This is a genomic window from Brenneria sp. hezel4-2-4 (assembly GCF_013155275.1).
Taxonomy (GTDB): Bacteria; Pseudomonadota; Gammaproteobacteria; order Enterobacterales; family Enterobacteriaceae; genus Brenneria.
The window spans coordinates 91,047-109,558 of the sequence record NZ_JABJXS010000003.1 but is presented as its reverse complement, the minus strand read 5'-3'; the positions used below and the strand labels follow the sequence as shown (position 1 = coordinate 109,558).

Annotated in this window: 7 protein-coding genes; all 7 read left to right on the top strand. The window is 62.6% G+C overall.

Translation table 11 applies throughout. The features are described from left to right. Window positions 1-16 precede the first annotated feature (16 nt). Genes HOY33_RS07280 through HOY33_RS07250 form a run of 7 tightly spaced genes read left to right on the top strand, consistent with a single transcriptional unit; the run spans window position 17 to window position 18,456 of the window. Window positions 17-289, top strand: a complete 273-nt coding sequence (locus HOY33_RS07280) for an acyl carrier protein (protein WP_172289558.1) — start codon at window positions 17-19, stop codon at window positions 287-289. Beyond that, window positions 289-786 carry a 3-hydroxyacyl-ACP dehydratase FabZ family protein gene (locus HOY33_RS07275; protein ID WP_199377643.1) on the top strand — a complete coding sequence of 166 codons (498 nt, stop codon included), beginning with the start codon at window positions 289-291 and terminating at the stop codon, window positions 784-786. The genes HOY33_RS07280 and HOY33_RS07275 overlap by 1 nt, the downstream gene beginning before the upstream one ends. After that, window positions 780-1,925, top strand: a complete 1,146-nt coding sequence (locus tag HOY33_RS07270; RefSeq protein ID WP_172289557.1) for a beta-ketoacyl-[acyl-carrier-protein] synthase family protein — start codon at window positions 780-782, stop codon at window positions 1,923-1,925. The genes HOY33_RS07275 and HOY33_RS07270 overlap by 7 nt, the downstream gene beginning before the upstream one ends. Next, window positions 1,922-2,458: a coronafacic acid synthetase gene (locus HOY33_RS07265; protein ID WP_172289556.1), complete on the top strand. Its 537-nt coding sequence runs from the start codon at window positions 1,922-1,924 to the stop codon at window positions 2,456-2,458. Before HOY33_RS07270 ends, HOY33_RS07265 begins: the two co-directional genes overlap by 4 nt. After that, entirely contained in the window at window positions 2,455-3,900 is a 1,446-nt protein-coding gene (locus tag HOY33_RS07260; RefSeq protein ID WP_172289555.1) for a class I adenylate-forming enzyme family protein, read from the top strand. Before HOY33_RS07265 ends, HOY33_RS07260 begins: the two co-directional genes overlap by 4 nt. 14 nt (window positions 3,901-3,914) lie before the next feature. Then, window positions 3,915-12,065, top strand: coding sequence for a type I polyketide synthase (locus tag HOY33_RS07255; protein ID WP_172289554.1), 8,151 nt, complete (start codon window positions 3,915-3,917; stop codon window positions 12,063-12,065). Then, the gene (locus tag HOY33_RS07250) at window positions 12,058-18,456 is read left to right on the top strand and encodes a type I polyketide synthase (RefSeq protein WP_253906946.1); all 6,399 of its coding nucleotides are present in this window, start codon (window positions 12,058-12,060) and stop codon (window positions 18,454-18,456) included. The genes HOY33_RS07255 and HOY33_RS07250 overlap by 8 nt, the downstream gene beginning before the upstream one ends. Window positions 18,457-18,512 lie beyond the last annotated feature (56 nt).

Here is an 18,512-nt window from a genome sequence, read left to right as displayed (position 1 = left end):
TATTGGAGATCGTACCTTGAAAAACATAGAAAACACCATTGTCAGCATCTTAATCGACGATTTATTTATCAGTACTCCGCGTTCGGAAATCGACCTCGATGAAAATATGCGCGACGGACTGGGACTGGACTCCCTCGGTTTTAGCGAGCTTCGCGCTCAATGCGAATACGCCTTTAACGTCAAGATTGAAGACGAGTATTTCACGCCGAAATACTTCGATTCGATCCGCACGCTCTCTCGCCTGATCGCCGACCTTCGCGCCCCTTCCGACAACGGAGATAATGATTGATGAACACGGAAACTTACACCACAGAGGAACGTCAGCCGCGGGTTATGGGATTCACCGAACTCAAAGGGTGGTTACGACATCGCCATCCGATGGTTTTCCTTGACCGCGTGCTTGACTACGAACCCGCCGACTATATTAAAACCCTGATGGCGGTGTCGGGTCAGACGGACGCCATCGCCGGACACTTCCCTGAACGCGCCATTTTCCCCGCCAGCCACATGATGCAAGCCATCGCCCAGTCAGCCATCATTCTGTTTCAACTCTCGACCGCGCCGTTAACCGATGACGAAGTCACGCTGATCGGTTCGCTCAAATCCAGATTTACCCGGGTTGTCGTGCCGGGCGACCAAATCATCTTTGAACTGCATTGCGAAAGTCTGCGCGGCAACTTCCTGACGTTTTCCTGCCGAGCGGCGGTGTCCGGCCACACCGTGGGAATGGTCAAAGGTTCGCTGGTGCGACAGAAAGTATCAGACCTGGGAGTTCAATTATGGTGAATGCTCATTCATCGGTCTGGGTTACCGGAATGGCCTGGTCTACGGCGCTGGGCGATGAGGTAACGACGGTGTGGGAGTCGCTGCTCGCGGGTCACTCCGGCATCACCGACGTCGATGCGCCCTTCCCGCTGCGTAGTCATCTCGCCGCGCCATTGGCGGCGTTGCCCCTGGAGTGGCCGGCACCGCAACGTCAGCACGCGTTGACGAAAAGCACCGTGCTGAAGGCGCTGAAAGACGCCGGCATCGCACCGGACGATCCAGACATACTTCCAATATTGGGCACCAGCTACGGCCATCATTTAGATTCGCCCGACACGCGCTCGCTGTCCGAATGGTCGACCAAGGCGCTACAGGATGCCGGCTGCGTGGCGAAGCCGATAACGGTGAGCACCGCGTGCTCGGCGGGCGCCGACGCCATTTTGGCCGGGCTGAACTTCATCCGCTCGGGAGCCGCGGAGCTCTGCCTATGCGGCGGGGCCGATATTCTCACCGTGGGGAAACGACTCAGCCACTCGCGGCTTGGCACCCTGTCGACCGATGGCCTGCGCGCTTTCGATGTCAGCCACAACGGGACCGTTCTCGGCGAAGGCGCCGCCTTTCTGGTTCTGGAGTCGGCGGAACGGGCGCGGCGCCGGGGGGCGCGGCCTTATGGCATCGTAGCGGGAGCGGGGTCGGCAAATGACGCCGCCAGCGCCGTCGCTCCCGACATATCCGGTAAAAACGTGATTCTGACGGTGCAAAGGGCGTTGGACAGCGCGGGGCTGACGCCAGCGAACATCGGGATAATCAACGCGCACGGCACCGGCACGCAGGTTAACGATAGCGTGGAAGCCAAAGCCTATTCGCAGATCTTTTCCGCTGTGCCGCAACCGCCGATCTTATTCGCCACCAAAGGCGCTTTCGGACACACACTCGGCGCGACCGGAGCGATCGAAGCCATCGTCGTATTACAGGCGCTGAATACGCAACAGATCCCGCCGATTCACGGCTTGCGGCAACCGCTTGCCGCTCTCCGCCTGCCGATCGCCACGCAACAAACTGCGATACGCCACGCCGCCGCCGGACTCAGCGTCACGTTGGGATTCGGCGGTTTCAACACCTGCCTGGTTTTCCAAAGCGCCGGGAGCGAAGCACGATGAAAGAACTCGATATATTGATGCCCCAGGGCCTAATCACCTTGGGCCAAGGCGTGTCCGTCGCCCCCGACCTGGCTACCTTCAAGCCCGTGCAGAAAGTGTCGCTGTATGCCGATCCGCTCTCATGGCTCATTCTGGAAGCCGTGGAGCAGGCAATCGGCGAACATCTCGACGCCATTCTGTCGGCAAGCCCGTCCGTGGGACATATCGCCATCAGCGATCACTGTACCCTTCACACCATGCGCGCCATCGCCAAAACCATTCCTTCCGGCCATATCTCGCCGCTGCGTTTTTCCGGCGCCTGCCCGGGCATGATCTGTAGCCTGCCTTCTCAGTTTCTGAAATTCAGCGGCCCAAGCATCGTATTCTCGATGCCGCCGGAAAGCGCGCTCCCTTATGCGGCCGTGCTGGCCCGGGCATGGCTGCATGAACATTTAGCGACCCACGTCATTATCACCGTTCACGCCATGGACGCCTCGGGCCACCGCATCATCAGCACGGTCGTGACCGACAACAGCAGGGAGATGACGCAATGAAAACGCCCGTGAAAATCACCCCGGACTCGGCGCAACGCTTTATCAACCAGTTGGTTCAGGTCGACCTGCCGCAGGATGCCGCGCCGCAGATCGTCGTTGCGAAAATACTGGAAAATATTCGCGCGCAGGGAATCGAACCCGGTGAGCCGGTTATGGTCGCCATGCCGAACAGCGTGCAATTCGTGGCGGTGGTCTTCGCCCTGCTGGCCCACGGCGCGGTTCCCGTGCTGCTGCCGTCGTCGGCGCCGGCGTCCCGAATTCAGCGAATCGGCCAGGTGATTGGCGCCAATGTCCTTATCGCGCTGCACATTGCCTCCGGTCTGGCGCAAACTCAGCCGACGCGACCGCTGACTCAGGCGGCCAAACTGGCTGTGCTGGGTCAGGTTAAGGCGCGACGCTATCGTCCGGGAGAGATCATTCTTCTCACATCGGGAACCTCCGGCATCTTTAGCGGCTGTTTATTCACCATTGACGCGCTTTTTCTCAATGCCTCCTACCATGCGCAAGCCGTTGAGCAAACCCCGGCCGATCGGGTGCTTATCAACCTGCCGATGTATTACTCCTACGCCTTCGTAGCGCAGTTGCTTTCCACCTTCGCGCTGGGAAACAGAGCCATCATCGCCGGGCCGCCTTTCACGCCGCGCAATTATGAGCAAACGATAGAAACGCACCAGATAACGCAGTCATCCCTGACGCCCATGATGATCGACGCCTGGCTGCAAAGCGGTTCCGAACGGCTTCCGGCGCCGTTGCGCCGTCTAACCATCGGCGGAGACGCGATCAATCCCGGCGCGGTGGAAAATATGCTGGCGCGCAATCCGGGGATCGAACTTTATCTTACCTACGGTCTGACGCAGGCCGGCCCGCGCGTGGCGACACTCGCCGCACATCGCGAACCGCCCGATAAATACGCGTCCGTCGGTTTGCCTTTCCCGGAGGTCAAGACTTACCTGCGCAAAGAACACCCGGACGATGCCGCCGGCGAACTCATCGTCGAAACCGGCAGCGGGATGATCCGCCGGATTAACGGGCGCGACGATGAAGCGGATACGCCGCTCAATGGCGTCCGGCGCGTCATCTGCACCGGCGATCGCTTCATCATTGATGACGACGGCTATCTCTTTTTCCAACATCGCAATCCGACCTATGTCATGAGCCGTGGTGAAAAAGTCTGCCTGAAATCCGTCTGTGAGATAGCCGAAACCATCGCCGGGATTTCCCGAGCGGAAGCCTGGGTGCACCAAAACAACGGCGATAGCGGTGAAGTGGCCTTCACGCTCGACGTCTATTGTCATGACGGCTCGCTCACCGAAGGCGATATTCGGCGGCAGTTGGGGAAAGTCCTGCTGCGTAGCGAACTGCCGAAAAATCTGGAAATTCACCCGGCTTCGGACATCGGCTGGCGGAAAACCGCCTCCGCCGCAAACGCCGTCACCAAATAACAGGAGTTCACCTTATGGACGCATTTAATTTGCCTTTGATTATCTCGGGCGAATCCGAGCTGGCGCTGGCCGCTACGGCCGAGCAGTTGCACGCCGAAATCGAATCCATGCCGGATGAGGCGTTACAGGAAGTTTGCCTGCGCCATCTCGCCGCGCCCCACGCCGCGCAGCGCGGCGCGGTATTCGCCGCAGACAAAGCCGGGTTCATGAAAGGGCTTGCCGCGCTGGCGCAAGGCCGCATCGCGCGCAACGTGCTGACCGGCAGCGCCGACGCTGGGCAGCGCCCGGTGCTGATTTTTCCCGGCCAGGGGCCGCTTTGGCCGGGCATGACCACCGAACTGCTCACCGCGCTTCCCGACTATCGCCAGCGGGTTAACGATTATGGCAACGCGCTGCAATCGCACCTTGACTGGAACCCCGCCGACGCGCTCGCCGCTGGCGAAGAATTCACGCGCCTGGCGCGGATTCAGCCGATACAGTTCACCATGGCTTCCGCGCTGGCGGATGCATGGCGCGCTTTCGGCATCCGTGAAGCGGCGGTGGTGGGCCACTCGGTGGGCGAAGCCGCCGCCGCTCACGCCGCCGGCTATTTAAGCAGCGAGGATGCCGCCAAACTGGTCACGCTATGGGGCAATGCGCTCACCCGCATTGAAGGACAAGGCGCGATGATATCGGTCGCCGCCTCTGTCGATACCCTCACGCCGCTACTGAAAAAATGGAACGGCAAGCTGGCTATCGCGGCGATCAACAGCCCGAAAAGCGTGACCATCAGCGGGAGCACGGCTGACACCAATGCGCTGCTGACCACGCTGACGGAAGAGGGATTCTGGGCGTGGAAAGTACCGGGGGGCGACGTCGCCGGCCATTGTCCGCAGGTGGACATCCTGCGGGAGGATGTTATTGACCAGGCGCCGCGCCGCGTTCTGTCCTCCGCGCATGCCGCCTACTACTCCTCAGTGACCGGAACCCGACTCAACGCCGACGATTTCACGCCCGAGTATTGGTTCCGCATCCTGCGCGACACCGTTCTGTTCGAGAACAGCCTGCGCGCCCTGATTAACGACGGTCATCGCCTGTTTATCGAGGTCAGTCCGCATCCCGTGCTGACGGCGATCGTAGACGAACACCTGCGTGCCGCCGGCGTGCGCGGGGCAGCGATACCCACCCTCGACCGCAGAAAAAGCGACCGGGAAAGTTTCATTTATGCGCTGACCCACGCGTTCATCAACGGTGCGCCGATTGAGTGGCATACCGTATTCCGCTATTTCTTCCCACATCTGGCGGCGCAGTTTAACCACGCCGTGTCGCTCGCGACGCCTGCTGACAAGACGCCGCCCGCCAGGGAAAACGCCGTTTCCGGCGATGACGGCGCGCCGCCGCAAGGCGCCGACGTCGATCGCGCGGCATTGGCCGAGCGCAGCCCAGCCGAACAGCGTGAAATCCTGCTGGATTTGGTGGCTCGTGAAACCAAGGCGCTGTTGGGACATGCGTTCTCCTCGGATACCCAGGCTTTCCGGGATATCGGATTCACCTCGCTTACCGTGGTGGAATTCGCGCGCGGGCTTTCGGTGGCCACCGGGATCGATTTACCGTCCACGCTGGTCTACGACCATCCCTCGCCGCGGGCGCTCAGCGAATACCTGCGCCACGAGCTTGGACTGATCTCGCCCGACAGCGAACAGAACGCCTTTGAAAGCGTCTCCCGCGACGACGACGACCCTATCGCCATCATCGGTATGGCTTGCCGCTATCCCGGCGGCGTCACCACGCCCGAAGCGCTATGGAATCTGGTGTTGGAAGGCCGGGACGCCATCGGCGACTACCCGTCGGATCGCGGCTGGGATACCAAAAACCTGTACGATCCTGAACCGGGCCGCCTCGGCAAAATCTCCACCCGCGCCAGCGGCTTTCTGTATGAGGCTCCCCTGTTCGACGCCGGATTCTTCGGCATTTCACCGCGCGAGGCCTTAACGCTGGAACCGCAGCAGCGGCTGTTACTGGAAATATCCTGGGAAGCCGTCGAGCGGGCGGGGATCGATCCCGCAACGCTGCACGGCTCCCTCACCGGGATCTATGCCGGGGTGATGTCGACGGAGTACGGCACCCAAATTCAATACGCGCCGGAAGAGGTTTCCGGTTACGGCTACATGGGAACCGCCACCTGCGTCGCCTCGGGCAGGGTCGCCTATAGCCTCGGTCTGCAAGGACCGGCCGTCACCATTGATACGGCATGCTCTTCTTCTCTGGTCGCCATCCATACGGCATGTGAAGCATTACGCAGTAACGACTGCAAACTGGCGCTTGCCGGGGGCGTCACCGTCATGCCGACGCCGGGCGTACTGATCGACTTTTCTCAACAGCGCGTGCTGGCGCCGGATGGCCGATGCAAAGCGTTCTCGGCCTCAGCCGACGGCGTGGGGTTGTCCGAAGGCGCCGGCATGCTGTTGCTGGAACGGCTTTCGCAGGCCCAGGCCAACGGCCACCCGATTCTGGGCGTTATTCGCGGCAGCGCGGTCAACCAGGACGGCGCCTCCAACGGGCTGACCGCCCCCAACGGCACGGCGCAGCAGCAGGTGATCCGCCATGCGCTGGTCAACGCGGGTTTAGCGCCTCAGGATATTGACGTGGTTGAAGCCCACGGCACCGGCACCCGCCTCGGCGATCCGATAGAAGCCAACGCGCTGATGGCTACCTATGGCCGGGAACGCCCCGCGGAACGCCCCTTGATGCTCGGGTCGATCAAATCCAACATCGGCCATACCCAGGCCGCCGCGGGGGTGGCGGGGGTGATCAAAATGGTGATGGCTTTCCAGCATGGCGTGTTGCCGCGCAGTTTGCATATCACCGCCCCCTCGACCGAAGTGGACTGGTCGAACGGCGCTATTCGCTTACTCACGGAACAGCAACCGTGGCCGCAGGTTGACGAGCGCCCCTGTCGCGCCGCCATTTCTTCGTTCGGGGTTTCAGGCACCAACGGTCACCTGATTGTGGAACAGCCGCCGGCGTCGCCGATTGCCGCCAGCCTTCCCGACGGCACGCCGCAGGAAATGCTCTGGCCGATTGCGGCGAAAACGGACGCCGCGCTGCGTAAGCAAGCCACGCGGCTGCGCGAACATGTCCTCAGTCAGCCGACGATTGATCCCGTCAGCATCGGCTATTCACTGGGCGCGTCCCGTAGCCGGTTTGCCTGCCGCGCCGCGGTGTGGGGACAGTCACGGGACGCGCTATTACAAGGATTGCAGGCGCTTGCCGACGGTCAGGATCACCCGATGCTGATCGCAAACACCCTGACGGCGGGCGACTCAGGCAAGCTGGTCTTCGTCTTCCCGGGACAAGGCTCACAATGGCCCGAAATGGGAATGGCGCTGTATGACGCGTTTTCCGTTTACCGCCAGGCCATCGATCGGGTTGACGAAGCGCTTCGTCCCTATGTGAATTGGTCGCTGATCGACGTGCTGCGCGGCGCCCAGGACGCGCCGCCGTTGGAACGGGTCGACATCGTGCAACCGGCGCTATTCGCGGTGATGACCGCGCTCGCCCGCCTGTGGCAATCTTTTGGCTTTACGCCGAATGCCGTAGTGGGTCATTCGCAAGGGGAAATCGCCGCCGCCTATATCGCCGGAGCGCTCACCCTACAGGATGCGGTAAAAATCGTCGCCTTGCGCTCACAACTGATGCTCAGCCAGGCCGGCAGCGGCGCGATGGCGATGATCGGCCTGTCCGAGGAACAGGCCAAAACGTTCGTCGAACAGGGCGACGACGACATTACGCTGGCCGTTTTCAACAGCCCGATCGCAACCGTTGTCTCTGGCGATACCCAGGCGATCGACGCTTTGCTGCGCCGCTGCAAAAAAGAGCGGATACGCGCGAAGCGGGTTGCCGTTGACGTCGCGGGGCATTCTCCCCGTCTCGACGCGCTGCGCCCGGTTCTGATGCAGCTATTCTCCGGCCTGACGCCACAGGCGACGCGCCTCGCCTTTTACAGTACCGTGGACGGCTACCCCCATGCTACGCCGCTCGGCGGCACGATGCTGGACGCCGAATATTGGTGCGATAACCTGTGCCATCCGGTGCGCTTCGCCGATACCGCGCTGGCGTTAAGCAAGGCGGGAACCATGACCTTTCTGGAATGCAGCCCACACTCGGTGCTGCTGCCGGCGCTGGAGGAAACCGTCGGCGACGCCGCAACCGCCATCGGCTCCATGCAGCGCAATAAGCCCTCCGTCCAATGCCTGACCGAGGCCATGGCGCGGCTTTACGTCCACGGTCACGACATCAACTGGCGCGCCCTGCACCCCACGGCCAATCTGGTTGACGTTCCCACCTATCCTTTCGAGCACCGTCACTACTGGTTGAACTCGCAGGTCTCCAACGATGTCGCCACAACCGGGCAACGTTCGGCGGAACACGCCCTGCTGAGCGCGATCATTGACCTGCCGGACGATGAAGGGGTGCTGCTGACGGGGCGCATCAGCCTGACCAGCCATGCCTGGCTCGCCGATCACGCCGCCTCCGGCGTGGCGCTGCTTCCCGGTACGGCTTATCTGGATATGATCCAATACGCCGCCTTGACGACGGGCTACAACCACATCGCCGAGTTGGTCATCCAGGCGCCGCTGGTACTTCCTGAGCAGGGAGAGCTTGATTTACAACTCCGCGTCGGCCGTCCTGACGACCGTGGGCTACGCGCGGTAACGCTCCATGCGCGGCGACACGCCGACGACGACCAGGAATCCCCGATATGGACATTGCACGCCAATGCGCAATTACTGCGCGACGCGGCGTTGCCCGAATCCCCCTTCTCCAACCAGGACTGGCCGCCGGTTGACGCCGAGCAAGTGGATCTTGCCGACCTTTATCAACACCTCGCCGCCGCCGGTTATGAATACGGCCCGGCCTTTAAGGGGCTTGCCGCCGCCTGGCGCAGCGGCGATTATTGGTATGCCGAGGCAAACCTGCCCGACGACCTGTCGCTGAACGGGCACCGTCTTCACCCCGCGCTGCTCGATACCGTGCTCCATACTATCGCGCTGCCTGCCGGCGACGACCAGGATGCGGGAGAATTGCGCTTGCCGTTTGCATTCAGCGGCGTGACCATTGCCGACGCCCAACCGCGACAACTGCGCGCGCGGCTGCATTTGGCGAAACCCGATACGGTCAGCGTGGTCGCCATCGACGAAACGGGCGAGCTTGTCCTCTCCATCGAGGCGCTCAATCTGCGTGAAACGACGCGGGACAAACTGCGCGACCTATTACGCATCCAACCCGAACACGATCTGCTGCGCACCACCTGGAGCCCGTTGCCCACCGCGTCCAGGGCGAAAGATGCCCCGCCGCTCGCCGCCTGGGCGTTGCTCGGCGCCGACACGACCGACGATGCCGCATTCAGCGCCCTTTCCCGTTACCCGACGCTGCCCGAGCTGCAAACGGCGATGACGTCGGCCACGCCGCCCGATGTCATCGTCTGGCCGTTGCCGACCGAACCGGCCGCCGACGCGCCCAGCGCCACGCGTGCGCAGTGCGAAAAGGTGATTCATCTGCTCCAGACCTGGCTGGCTGACGAGAAAATGGCGCATACGACGCTGTTCGTCATCGCCCGCCACGCCATCGTCACCGCCTCGAATGAACGTGTTGATTTCGCCCACGGCGCGGCGTGGGGGCTACTGCACTCCGCTCAGAGCGAAAACCCCGGCCGGATTGTCCTGCTCGATACGGCGCGCCCGCTTGCCGATACGGCGCTGCTGAGCGCGGCGTTGGCCAGCGACCGCCCGCAGTTGGCGGTGCGTCAAGACAAACTGCTTATCCCTCATCTGACCCGGCTGGTGAAAAACGAAATGCTGACGCCGCCTGCCGATACGCCGTTCTGGCGCATGGATATTCCAAACGCGGGCAATCTCGATAACCTTACGCTCAAGCCCGCGCCCGAAGCGGCCGCACCGCTGAGCCGCGGCCAAATACGACTGAGCGTCCGCGCGGCGGGCGTCAACTTCTACGATATCGTCTGCGCGTTGGGTCTGATCCCCCCGCAGCATGAGTTCGGCACGGAAGCCGCAGGGGTGATTGCGGAAGTCGGCCCCGGCGTGAAGCGTTTCAAAGCCGGAGACCGGGTGATGGTCATGACAGAAGGCGCCTTTGGCCCGACCGTCATTGCCGATCAACGCACCACGGTTCCGATCCCAGACGACTGGTCGTTCGCTCAGGCCGCGGGCGTTCCCGTCGCATTCCTCACCGCCTTCCACGCCCTGACGCAGCTTGCGTCTCTGCGCCGCGGCGAAAAAGTTTTGATTCATGCGGCGGCCGGCGGGGTCGGCCAGGCGGCTATTCAACTGGCGCGTCATCTGGGCGCGGAAATCTTCGCCACGGCGCACCCTGACAAGTGGCCGATTCTGCGTCAGCTCGGCATTGCCGACGACCATATCGCCAGCTCGCGCACGCTGGGCTTTGCCGAACAATTCCGCGCCGTGCTCGGCGATCGGGGAATCGATGTGGCGCTCAACTCATTGACCGGCGAATTCATTGACGCCACGATGGCGTTGATGGCGGCGGACGGCCGGTTTGTCGAACTCGGCAAAACCGATATCCGCGACGCCGGCCAGGTCGCCGCCAGCCACGCCGGCCTGGCGTATCATTATCTTGATCGCCCCGACAAAGATCCGGCGCAGACGGCGAAAATGCTCGGCGAGTTGCTTGAACTGATGCGCGCCGGTTCGCTGACGCCGTTGCCCGTTACGGCCTTCGATATCCGGGAGGCGGTTCAGGCTTTCCGCCTGATGCAGCAGGGACGTCACACCGGTAAAGTGGTGCTGACCTTTACGCACGCGCTAAACCCCGAAGGAACGGTGCTGATCACCGGCGGGACCGGGACGCTCGGCGGCCTGCTCGCGCGCCATCTGGTAACCGAGCACCAGGTGCGCCGCCTGATTCTGGCCAGCCGCCGCGGCCCGAATGCCGAAGGTGCGCATCAGTTGAAAGCCGCGCTGGAAAGCGCGGGCGCCACGGTCGAACTCGCCGCCTGCGACACCGCCGACGCGCAGGCGCTGCAAACGTTGCTCGACGCCATCCCGTCCGCTCATCCGCTCACCGGGGTGTTCCACACCGCCGGGGTACTGGCCGACGCCACCATCGCCAACCTGACCGCCGATGACATCAACACGGTCTTCACGCCGAAAGTCGATGCGGTCTGGCACCTGCATGAAAAGACCCGGCATCAGGATCTCGCGGCCTTCGTACTCTACTCCTCCAGCGCCGGCACGCTCGGCAGTCCTGGCCAGGGGAACTACTCGGCCGCGAACCGGACGCTCGATGCGCTGGCCCATAACCGTCGTAGCCAGGGCTTGCCCGCCACCTCCCTCGCCTGGGGCTGGTGGCAGCCGGTCACCGGGCTTTCCAGCCAGCTAAGCAACACGGATAACGCGCGTATCGCCCGCACCGGTCTGGCTCCCATCACGCCGGAACACGGGCATGCGATGATCGACGCGGCGTTGACGCTGCCCTATGCGGCGCTCACCGCCGCCCCGCTCAATCCGCAAATGCTGCGTAAGAACAGCCGGTCGGGAAGCCTGCATCCGTTGCTGGAGCGTCTGGCCGGGCCGGCAAGCGCGCGTCGGGCATCCGCCGACAATCAAAAAGCGCCGGATCTTCGCCAATCGCTGGCCGCGCTGGAGCCCGCCGCGCGACTGAAACAGTTGCAAACCGCGATTGCCGTCAACATCGCCGCCATCCTCGGTCTGGATGACGCTTCACGCCTTGCGCCCGAGCAGTCTTTCAAGGAAAGCGGCATCGACTCGCTGATGGCGCTGGAACTGCGCAATCGCCTGGCGACGGCTTCCGGTCTGCGCCTGCCGGCCACTTTGACCTATGACTACCCCACGCCGGCGGCGCTCGCCGAATACCTCGACGAACAGCTTTTTGCCGGACTGGATACGGCGTCTGACCCGTCGGCGACGGAAGAAAAAGAGGAAGCGCGTATTCGCGACATCCTCGCCGCGATCCCGCTTTCGCGTCTGCGCGATACCGGACTGCTCGATATGCTGCTTCAGGCGGGAGACGACGCCGCAAGTCCGGCCAAAAATGCGGAAAACAATCGAGTAAAAAGCATCCAATCCGCCAGCACCGACGAGCTGGTATCCCTCGCGTTATCCACCAAGGAAGAAAATTATGACTAGCATGTCAGGACACCCTTCGGCTAAGCAGCCAAACCGTGCTCAAATGCCCGCGGAATCCTCCCCGACGTCAGGCGGAAATGATGCCTCTGCACGCCTGACTGAAGCGCTGCGCAGCAGCTTACTGCTTAACGAACAGTTAAAACGCAGTAACCAAAAGCTGAGCCAGGCCGCGCACGAACCCATCGCCATCGTGTCGATGGGCTGCCGCTTGCCCGGCGGTATCCGTTCTCCCGAGCAGCTTTGGCGGTTGCTGGACGACGGCGCGGAAGCTATCGGCCCCTTTCCCGCGGATCGCGGATGGCGGATCGACACCCTTTTTGAGCAGGATCCGACGCTTAAATCGATCGCCGATTCGTGGAAAGGCGGCTTCCTGGAGGACGTCGCCGGATTCGACGCCGGTTTTTTCAAAATTTCCGATCGGGAGGCGCTGGCGATGGATCCGCAGCAGCGCCTGCTGTTGGAAGTCGCCTGGGAAACGCTGGAACGCGCCGATATTGTTCCCGCCTCGCTAAAAAACAGCCAGACCGGGGTATTTATCGGCACCACCCATAATGGCTATCTCGCCGATATTGAACGGCGCAATCCCGCCGCCGACGGCTATCGTCTGCAAGGCGGCCTGAGCAGCATCGCTTCCGGTCGAATTGCCTATGCGCTCGGGCTGAACGGCCCGGCGCTTACGGTGGATACGGCGTGCTCATCCTCGCTGAGCGCCCTGCATCTGGCCGTCCGCTCGCTGCGCGCCGGCGAATGCTCGCTGGCGATCACCGGCGGCGCGACGGTGATCGCCTCGCCAGAGGTTTTCGCGGAATTTACCCGTCAGGGCGGCTTATCCGCCGACGGGCGCTGCAAAGCCTTCGCCGACAGCGCGGACGGCACCGGGTTTTCCGAAGGCGTGGGGCTGTTGCTGCTGGAGAAACTCTCCGACGCGGTTCAGGCCGGACATCCGGTTCTGGCGGTTATTCGCGGCAGCGCGATTAACCAGGATGGCGCCAGCAACGGACTCACCGCGCCAAACGGACCGGCGCAGGAACAGGTCATCCGCCAGGCGTTGAAAAATGCGCAACTGACATTTTCCGACATTGACGTAGTGGAAGCGCACGGCACCGGGACGACGCTCGGCGACCCCATCGAAGCCAATGCGCTGCTCAACACCTACGGCAAGCATCGGCCTGAAGATCGGCCGCTGTGGCTGGGTTCGCTTAAATCCAATATCGGTCATGTTCAATTGGCCGCCGGCGTTGCCAGCATCATCAAAATGGTGATGGCGTTTCAGTATCGCGTATTGCCGAAAACCCTTCATGCCGACGTTCCCTCCAGCAAGGTAGATTGGTCGCAGGGCGCGATCAGATTGCTTACCGCCCCGCGTCCCTGGCCGGATACCGGGTATCCCATGCGGGCGGCGGTGTCGTCGTTCGGCTTTTCCGGCACCAACGCCCATCTCATCCTTGAAGAGGCGCCGTCGCTTAACGCGTCGCCGGTGAGCGACGCCCCCGGTCTGACCTTCGCGGCGCCGGAGCTGGCGCTGCCGCTTTCCGCGGCTTCGCCAGGCGGATTGCGCGCCCAGGCGGCAGCGACGGCCGAACGGATCAGAGAGGCCGGGGAGGATGAGTTCGCCGCCATCGCCTTCTCTTTCGCCACCACCCGGACGCACTTCGACTACCGGGCCGTCGTCACCGCGGCAAACCGCGAGGGGATAATCAGCGCGCTGGAAGCGCTGGCCAACGATAGCTACGCCCCCGGCGTCGTCCAGGGCGTCCGTTCGCCGTCGGGGAATACCGCTTTTCTGTTTACCGGCCAGGGCGCGCAATGGCCGACGATGGGACAGGAGCTTTATCGGCTCTCCAGCGTATTCGCTCAGGCGCTGGATGAGGTGTGTGAGCACCTGGACCCGCTGTTGCCGCAGCCTCTTAAAACCATCATGTTCGCCGAAAAAGGCTCCGCCGAAGCCGACCTGCTGGATCGCACCGATTTCACTCAGGCGGCGCTGTTCGCCTTTGAAGTCGCCCTGTATCGAACCGTGACCCACCTCGGCCCGACGCCCGACATGGTGGTCGGACACTCCATCGGCGAAATCGCCGCCGCCCATATCGCGGGCGTTTTCTCTCTGGCCGACGCCGCCAAATTCGTCGCCGTGCGGGGAGGACTGATGCAATCGATTAGCGCTAAAGGCGCCATGGTGGCGATTGAAGCCGGCGAACAGGAGATTCTGCCTTCACTGGCGGGTTATGAGACAGCCGTTACCATCGCGGTGGTGAATACCCCGTCGTCAGTGGTGATCTCCGGGGATACCGACACCGTTCTGCAAATCGCCGAACAGTGGCAGAGCCGCGGCTATCGCACTCACCGTCTGCGAACCAGCCACGCCTTCCACTCGCCGCATATCGATGTCATCGTTGAGACGTTGCGGAGTACGCTCGCGACGCTCGCCTTTAATCCTCCCGCCATGCCGATTATATCTACCGTCACCGGCGAGCTGCTCTCCAACGAGCAGGCCTGTTCTCCTGACTATTGGGCCACTCAGGCGCGGCGGGCGGTTCGTTTCGATGCCGCGGCTAACTGGCTGCTGGCGCATAATACCGTCACCGCGCTGGAAATTGGCCCCGATGGCGTGCTGACCGCGATGGGCCGAACCAACGACGCGGCGCGTCAGTTGGACGGCGAATCCGACACCGTGTGGATCGCCCCTGTGCGCAAGGAGCGAGAGGAAGGGCGCCCGTTGTTCGCCGCGCTGGCGAAACTCTACGCCCAGGGACTGCCGCTGGACTGGACGAAGCTGCTTGCCCGCACCCGGAGCGTACCGCTGCCCACCTATCCTTTCCAGCACCGTCGCTATTGGCTGGAAGCGCCGTCGCCACGATCGGCCTCCGGCGGCGGACTACGCGCGCTGACGCACCCGCTGCTCCAAGCCGGGATCGAAATGGCCGACCGGCAAGGCTGGATATTTACCGGACAGTTGGACGCCGCTAAGCAACCGTGGGTGAGCGAGCACAAAGTGGACGGCGTCACCGCGGTGGCCGGCGCCATGACGATTGAACTCATTCAACACGCCGGAGCGCAGATCGGCTACGCCTGCATCGATACGCTGGTGCTGCACTCGCTGTTTATGCTGCCCGACGATGTGGTGGTCGACATCCAACTACGCGTTGGCGAAGCCGACGAAAACGGCATCCGCCCCGCGGACTTCTACTTCCGCTACCCGCAATCTTATGCTGACTCCGCGGAAGAGGAAAATACCTGGCAACGGCACGCCATCTGTAAACTGGCGCCGACCGATCGCAACCTTCCGGTATGGCCGGATCTGAACATGGAGACCTGGCCGCCCGCCGGGGCGCAGCCGCTCGATCTTAGCGATCTGTACCACCAGCACCGCCTCAGCGCCCTCGGCCCGGCCTTTCAGCGGCTCAAGTCCGCGTGGCGCGGCAATGGCGGCATCTATATTGAGACCGAATGTCTGCCGGAAAACGTCACAGACAACCATAAATTCGATATCCACCCTTTATTGCTGGACGCCGGAATGCAGTCCGCCTTTATCGATGCGACGCAAGAAACCGACGGACAGATACAAGTGGTTTTTTCGTTCAACGGCCTGAAATTCTATTCTTTGGGCGCCCGTCGGTTGCGCGGACACATGATCACCAAGCCCAGGAGCGCATCCACGCCGGATCACAGCGAACACCATTTGCGCCTGGTCGACGAGATCGGCACGCCCGTCGCGGAAATCGATGGCCTGGTACTCAAAGCGTTTAATCCGCAAACCCACACGGCTCCCCGTCGCCAGCAGCCCTATCATCTGGCGTGGCGCGACGTCCCCGCCGACACGGCGGCGGTAAACAACCTGTGCTGGATTATCCCTCAGACCGCTTCCCGCCAACGCCTGATTACTCAATTGAGCGAGGAGGAACAAACCCGCGTATTCAATGATAGCGAAACGGCGCTGGCTTCTTTCTCTGCCGCGTCGGACTATGCGGCCGCCCTCTTCATCTGTCCCCTCGCCGATGACGATGATATCCATCAGCCGCTGCGCCAGTTGCTCGACCTGGTGCAGAACTGGCTGGCCGCCCCGCAAACCGCGCATTGTCCCCTGGCGGTGGTCACGCAACATGCGGTCGCGACCCATGACGGCGAAGATGTGCCGAACCTCACGCAGTCTCCCTTGTGGGGACTGCTGCGTACCGCCCAATGCGAACACCCCGGCCGTTTCTTGCTGCTTGACGTCGATGACCTGGATGCCTCATGGCCGCAGTTAAGTACGGCGGTCGGCGTAGCGCTGGCGCGCGAACCTCAACTGGCGCTGCGCCGCGGCGGCCTGCTTGCGCCACGGCTGGTGAAAACCTCCGCCGCGCGCACGGCTGCCCATCAGGAGGAAAGTTCAGCCCTGATGCCCCCACGTCCTCTCGCCCCCGAGGGCACCGTTCTGATCACCGGCGGCACCGGCGCGCTTGGCAAAACCGTGGCGAAACACCTGGCCGAGAAGCACGGTATTCGCCACATTCTTCTTGCCAGCCGGACCGGACCGGACGCGCCCGGCGCTGACGACGTGATAAAAGATCTGGTCGGACTCGGCGTTGCGGTAACGATCACCGCCTGCGATATCGCCGATCCACAGGCGGTGCAAGCGCTGCTCGGCGCGATTCCACTGACGCATCCCCTTACCGCGATTATCCACGCCGCCGGCACCGTCGATACCGCGGAAATCCGCGCCATGACGCCTGAGCAGATAGACAGCGTGTTGCGTTCCAAAGCCGATTCGGCGTGGAATCTGCATCGCCTCACGCAACATCAGGATCTGGCCGCTTTTGTGCTGTACTCGTCGGCGGTAAGCCTGCTGCCGCAGAAAGGGCAAGGTAATTACGCCGCCGCCAACGCGTTTTTGGACGCATTGGCCCATCACCGCCGCCATAAGGGGCTTCCGGCCACCGCCATGGCCTGGGGGATGTGGGCGGAACGCTCAGAAATGGGTAAACAACTGGGCGCCGAAGGCATACAAGACATTATTGATTCGGGACAAATTCCACTCTCCATCCCGCAAGGGCTGGCCTTCCTGGATGGCGTTATCGGCACCGACGCCGATCCCCATCCCCCGCATCTGCTCCCGACGCGTTTGAATCTGGAGGCGTTGCGCGCTCAAGGTTTGGCAGTCTTACTCACCGAACTGTTGCCCGCCGCTTCGACGCCCCAGAGCGCCGCCGGCACGGCCCGGCAGATTGCCGCCATGCCGGAGGCGGAACGCGGCGCCTATCTGACCAAGCTGATCCTTCAGCATGCGGGCGAAGTGCTAAGCCATCCCGACCCTAAATCCATCAGGGTCGATGTGGAGTTCATCACGCTGGGATTCGACTCATTGACCTCGGTGGAAATGAGCAGCCGGTTAGCGTCTGTCGTCGGGATACGGGTGCCCGCCACGGCGATTTTCGACCATCCGACGCCACAGGCGCTGACGCTGTACTTACTCGGCCAACTGAACGAGACGAATGAGGCGCCCCGTCAGCCGCCGCAGCCCGCCTCGCGCAGCGACGGGTACTACGGCCTGTTGCAGCAAGCCGTCCAGCAAGGGATGACGCATGAAGGTCTGAGCGTCATCGCCGGCGCGGCGCGGCTGCGCCCCCATTTCGCGCATTCCGAACACCGCCGGTACGCGCCAGAGGTCACCTGGCTGCGCCGGGAACCGCAAAAGCCGCTGCTGATTTGCCTTAACTCATTCATTCCGGCGGCTGCGAATCTCACTTACCAGCGATTGTGCTCCGCGCTAAACGGTCAATACAGCATGGTGACCGTACCGCTTCCCGGCTTCCAACACGATCCTCTGCCCGATAACGACTATGCGGCGGCCGAAGCGCTGGCTACCGCGGTGGAAAACTGCGCCGCGGGGCAAGCCTTTACGCTGGTCGGCTTTTCCACCGGCGGGCTGGTCGCGCACGCGGCCGCCCATCGGCTGGAAGCGCGCGGCATCCAGCCGCAAGCCGTGGTGTTGATCGATAGTTTCCCTCCCGCCGCGATGAGCGACGCGGCATTGGAGGACGTGCTGCGGCTGTGGATGGCGTCAAAAGGCGAATTCTGGTCAGACGAGGATGACGGCATCATGGCGCTGGCCTGGTATCTCGACCTGTTCGGCATGCGGTGGTCGCCCTCGCGATTGAGCGCGCCGGTGTTGATGCTCCAGGCGGCGGACTACCCCGCTTCCGCGCAACCCGAACGTTGGGCAAGCGAATGGCCGAACCTGGTCAAAAACCTCACCACGCCGGGAAGCCACTTCCAACTGCTTACCGAGTATGTTGAGCACACGGCGCGCAATTTAGCCGTTCTGCTGCACGAGGCGGGGGACGGCGATGACCACAATGACAATGTCTCTACCAGGAAAAACCGTACGCGAGGAAAGACGCAAAAAGCGTAGCTGGCGTCTCGTTGCCGTGGCGCGTCACGGCAACGAGACATGATAACGATGGGATT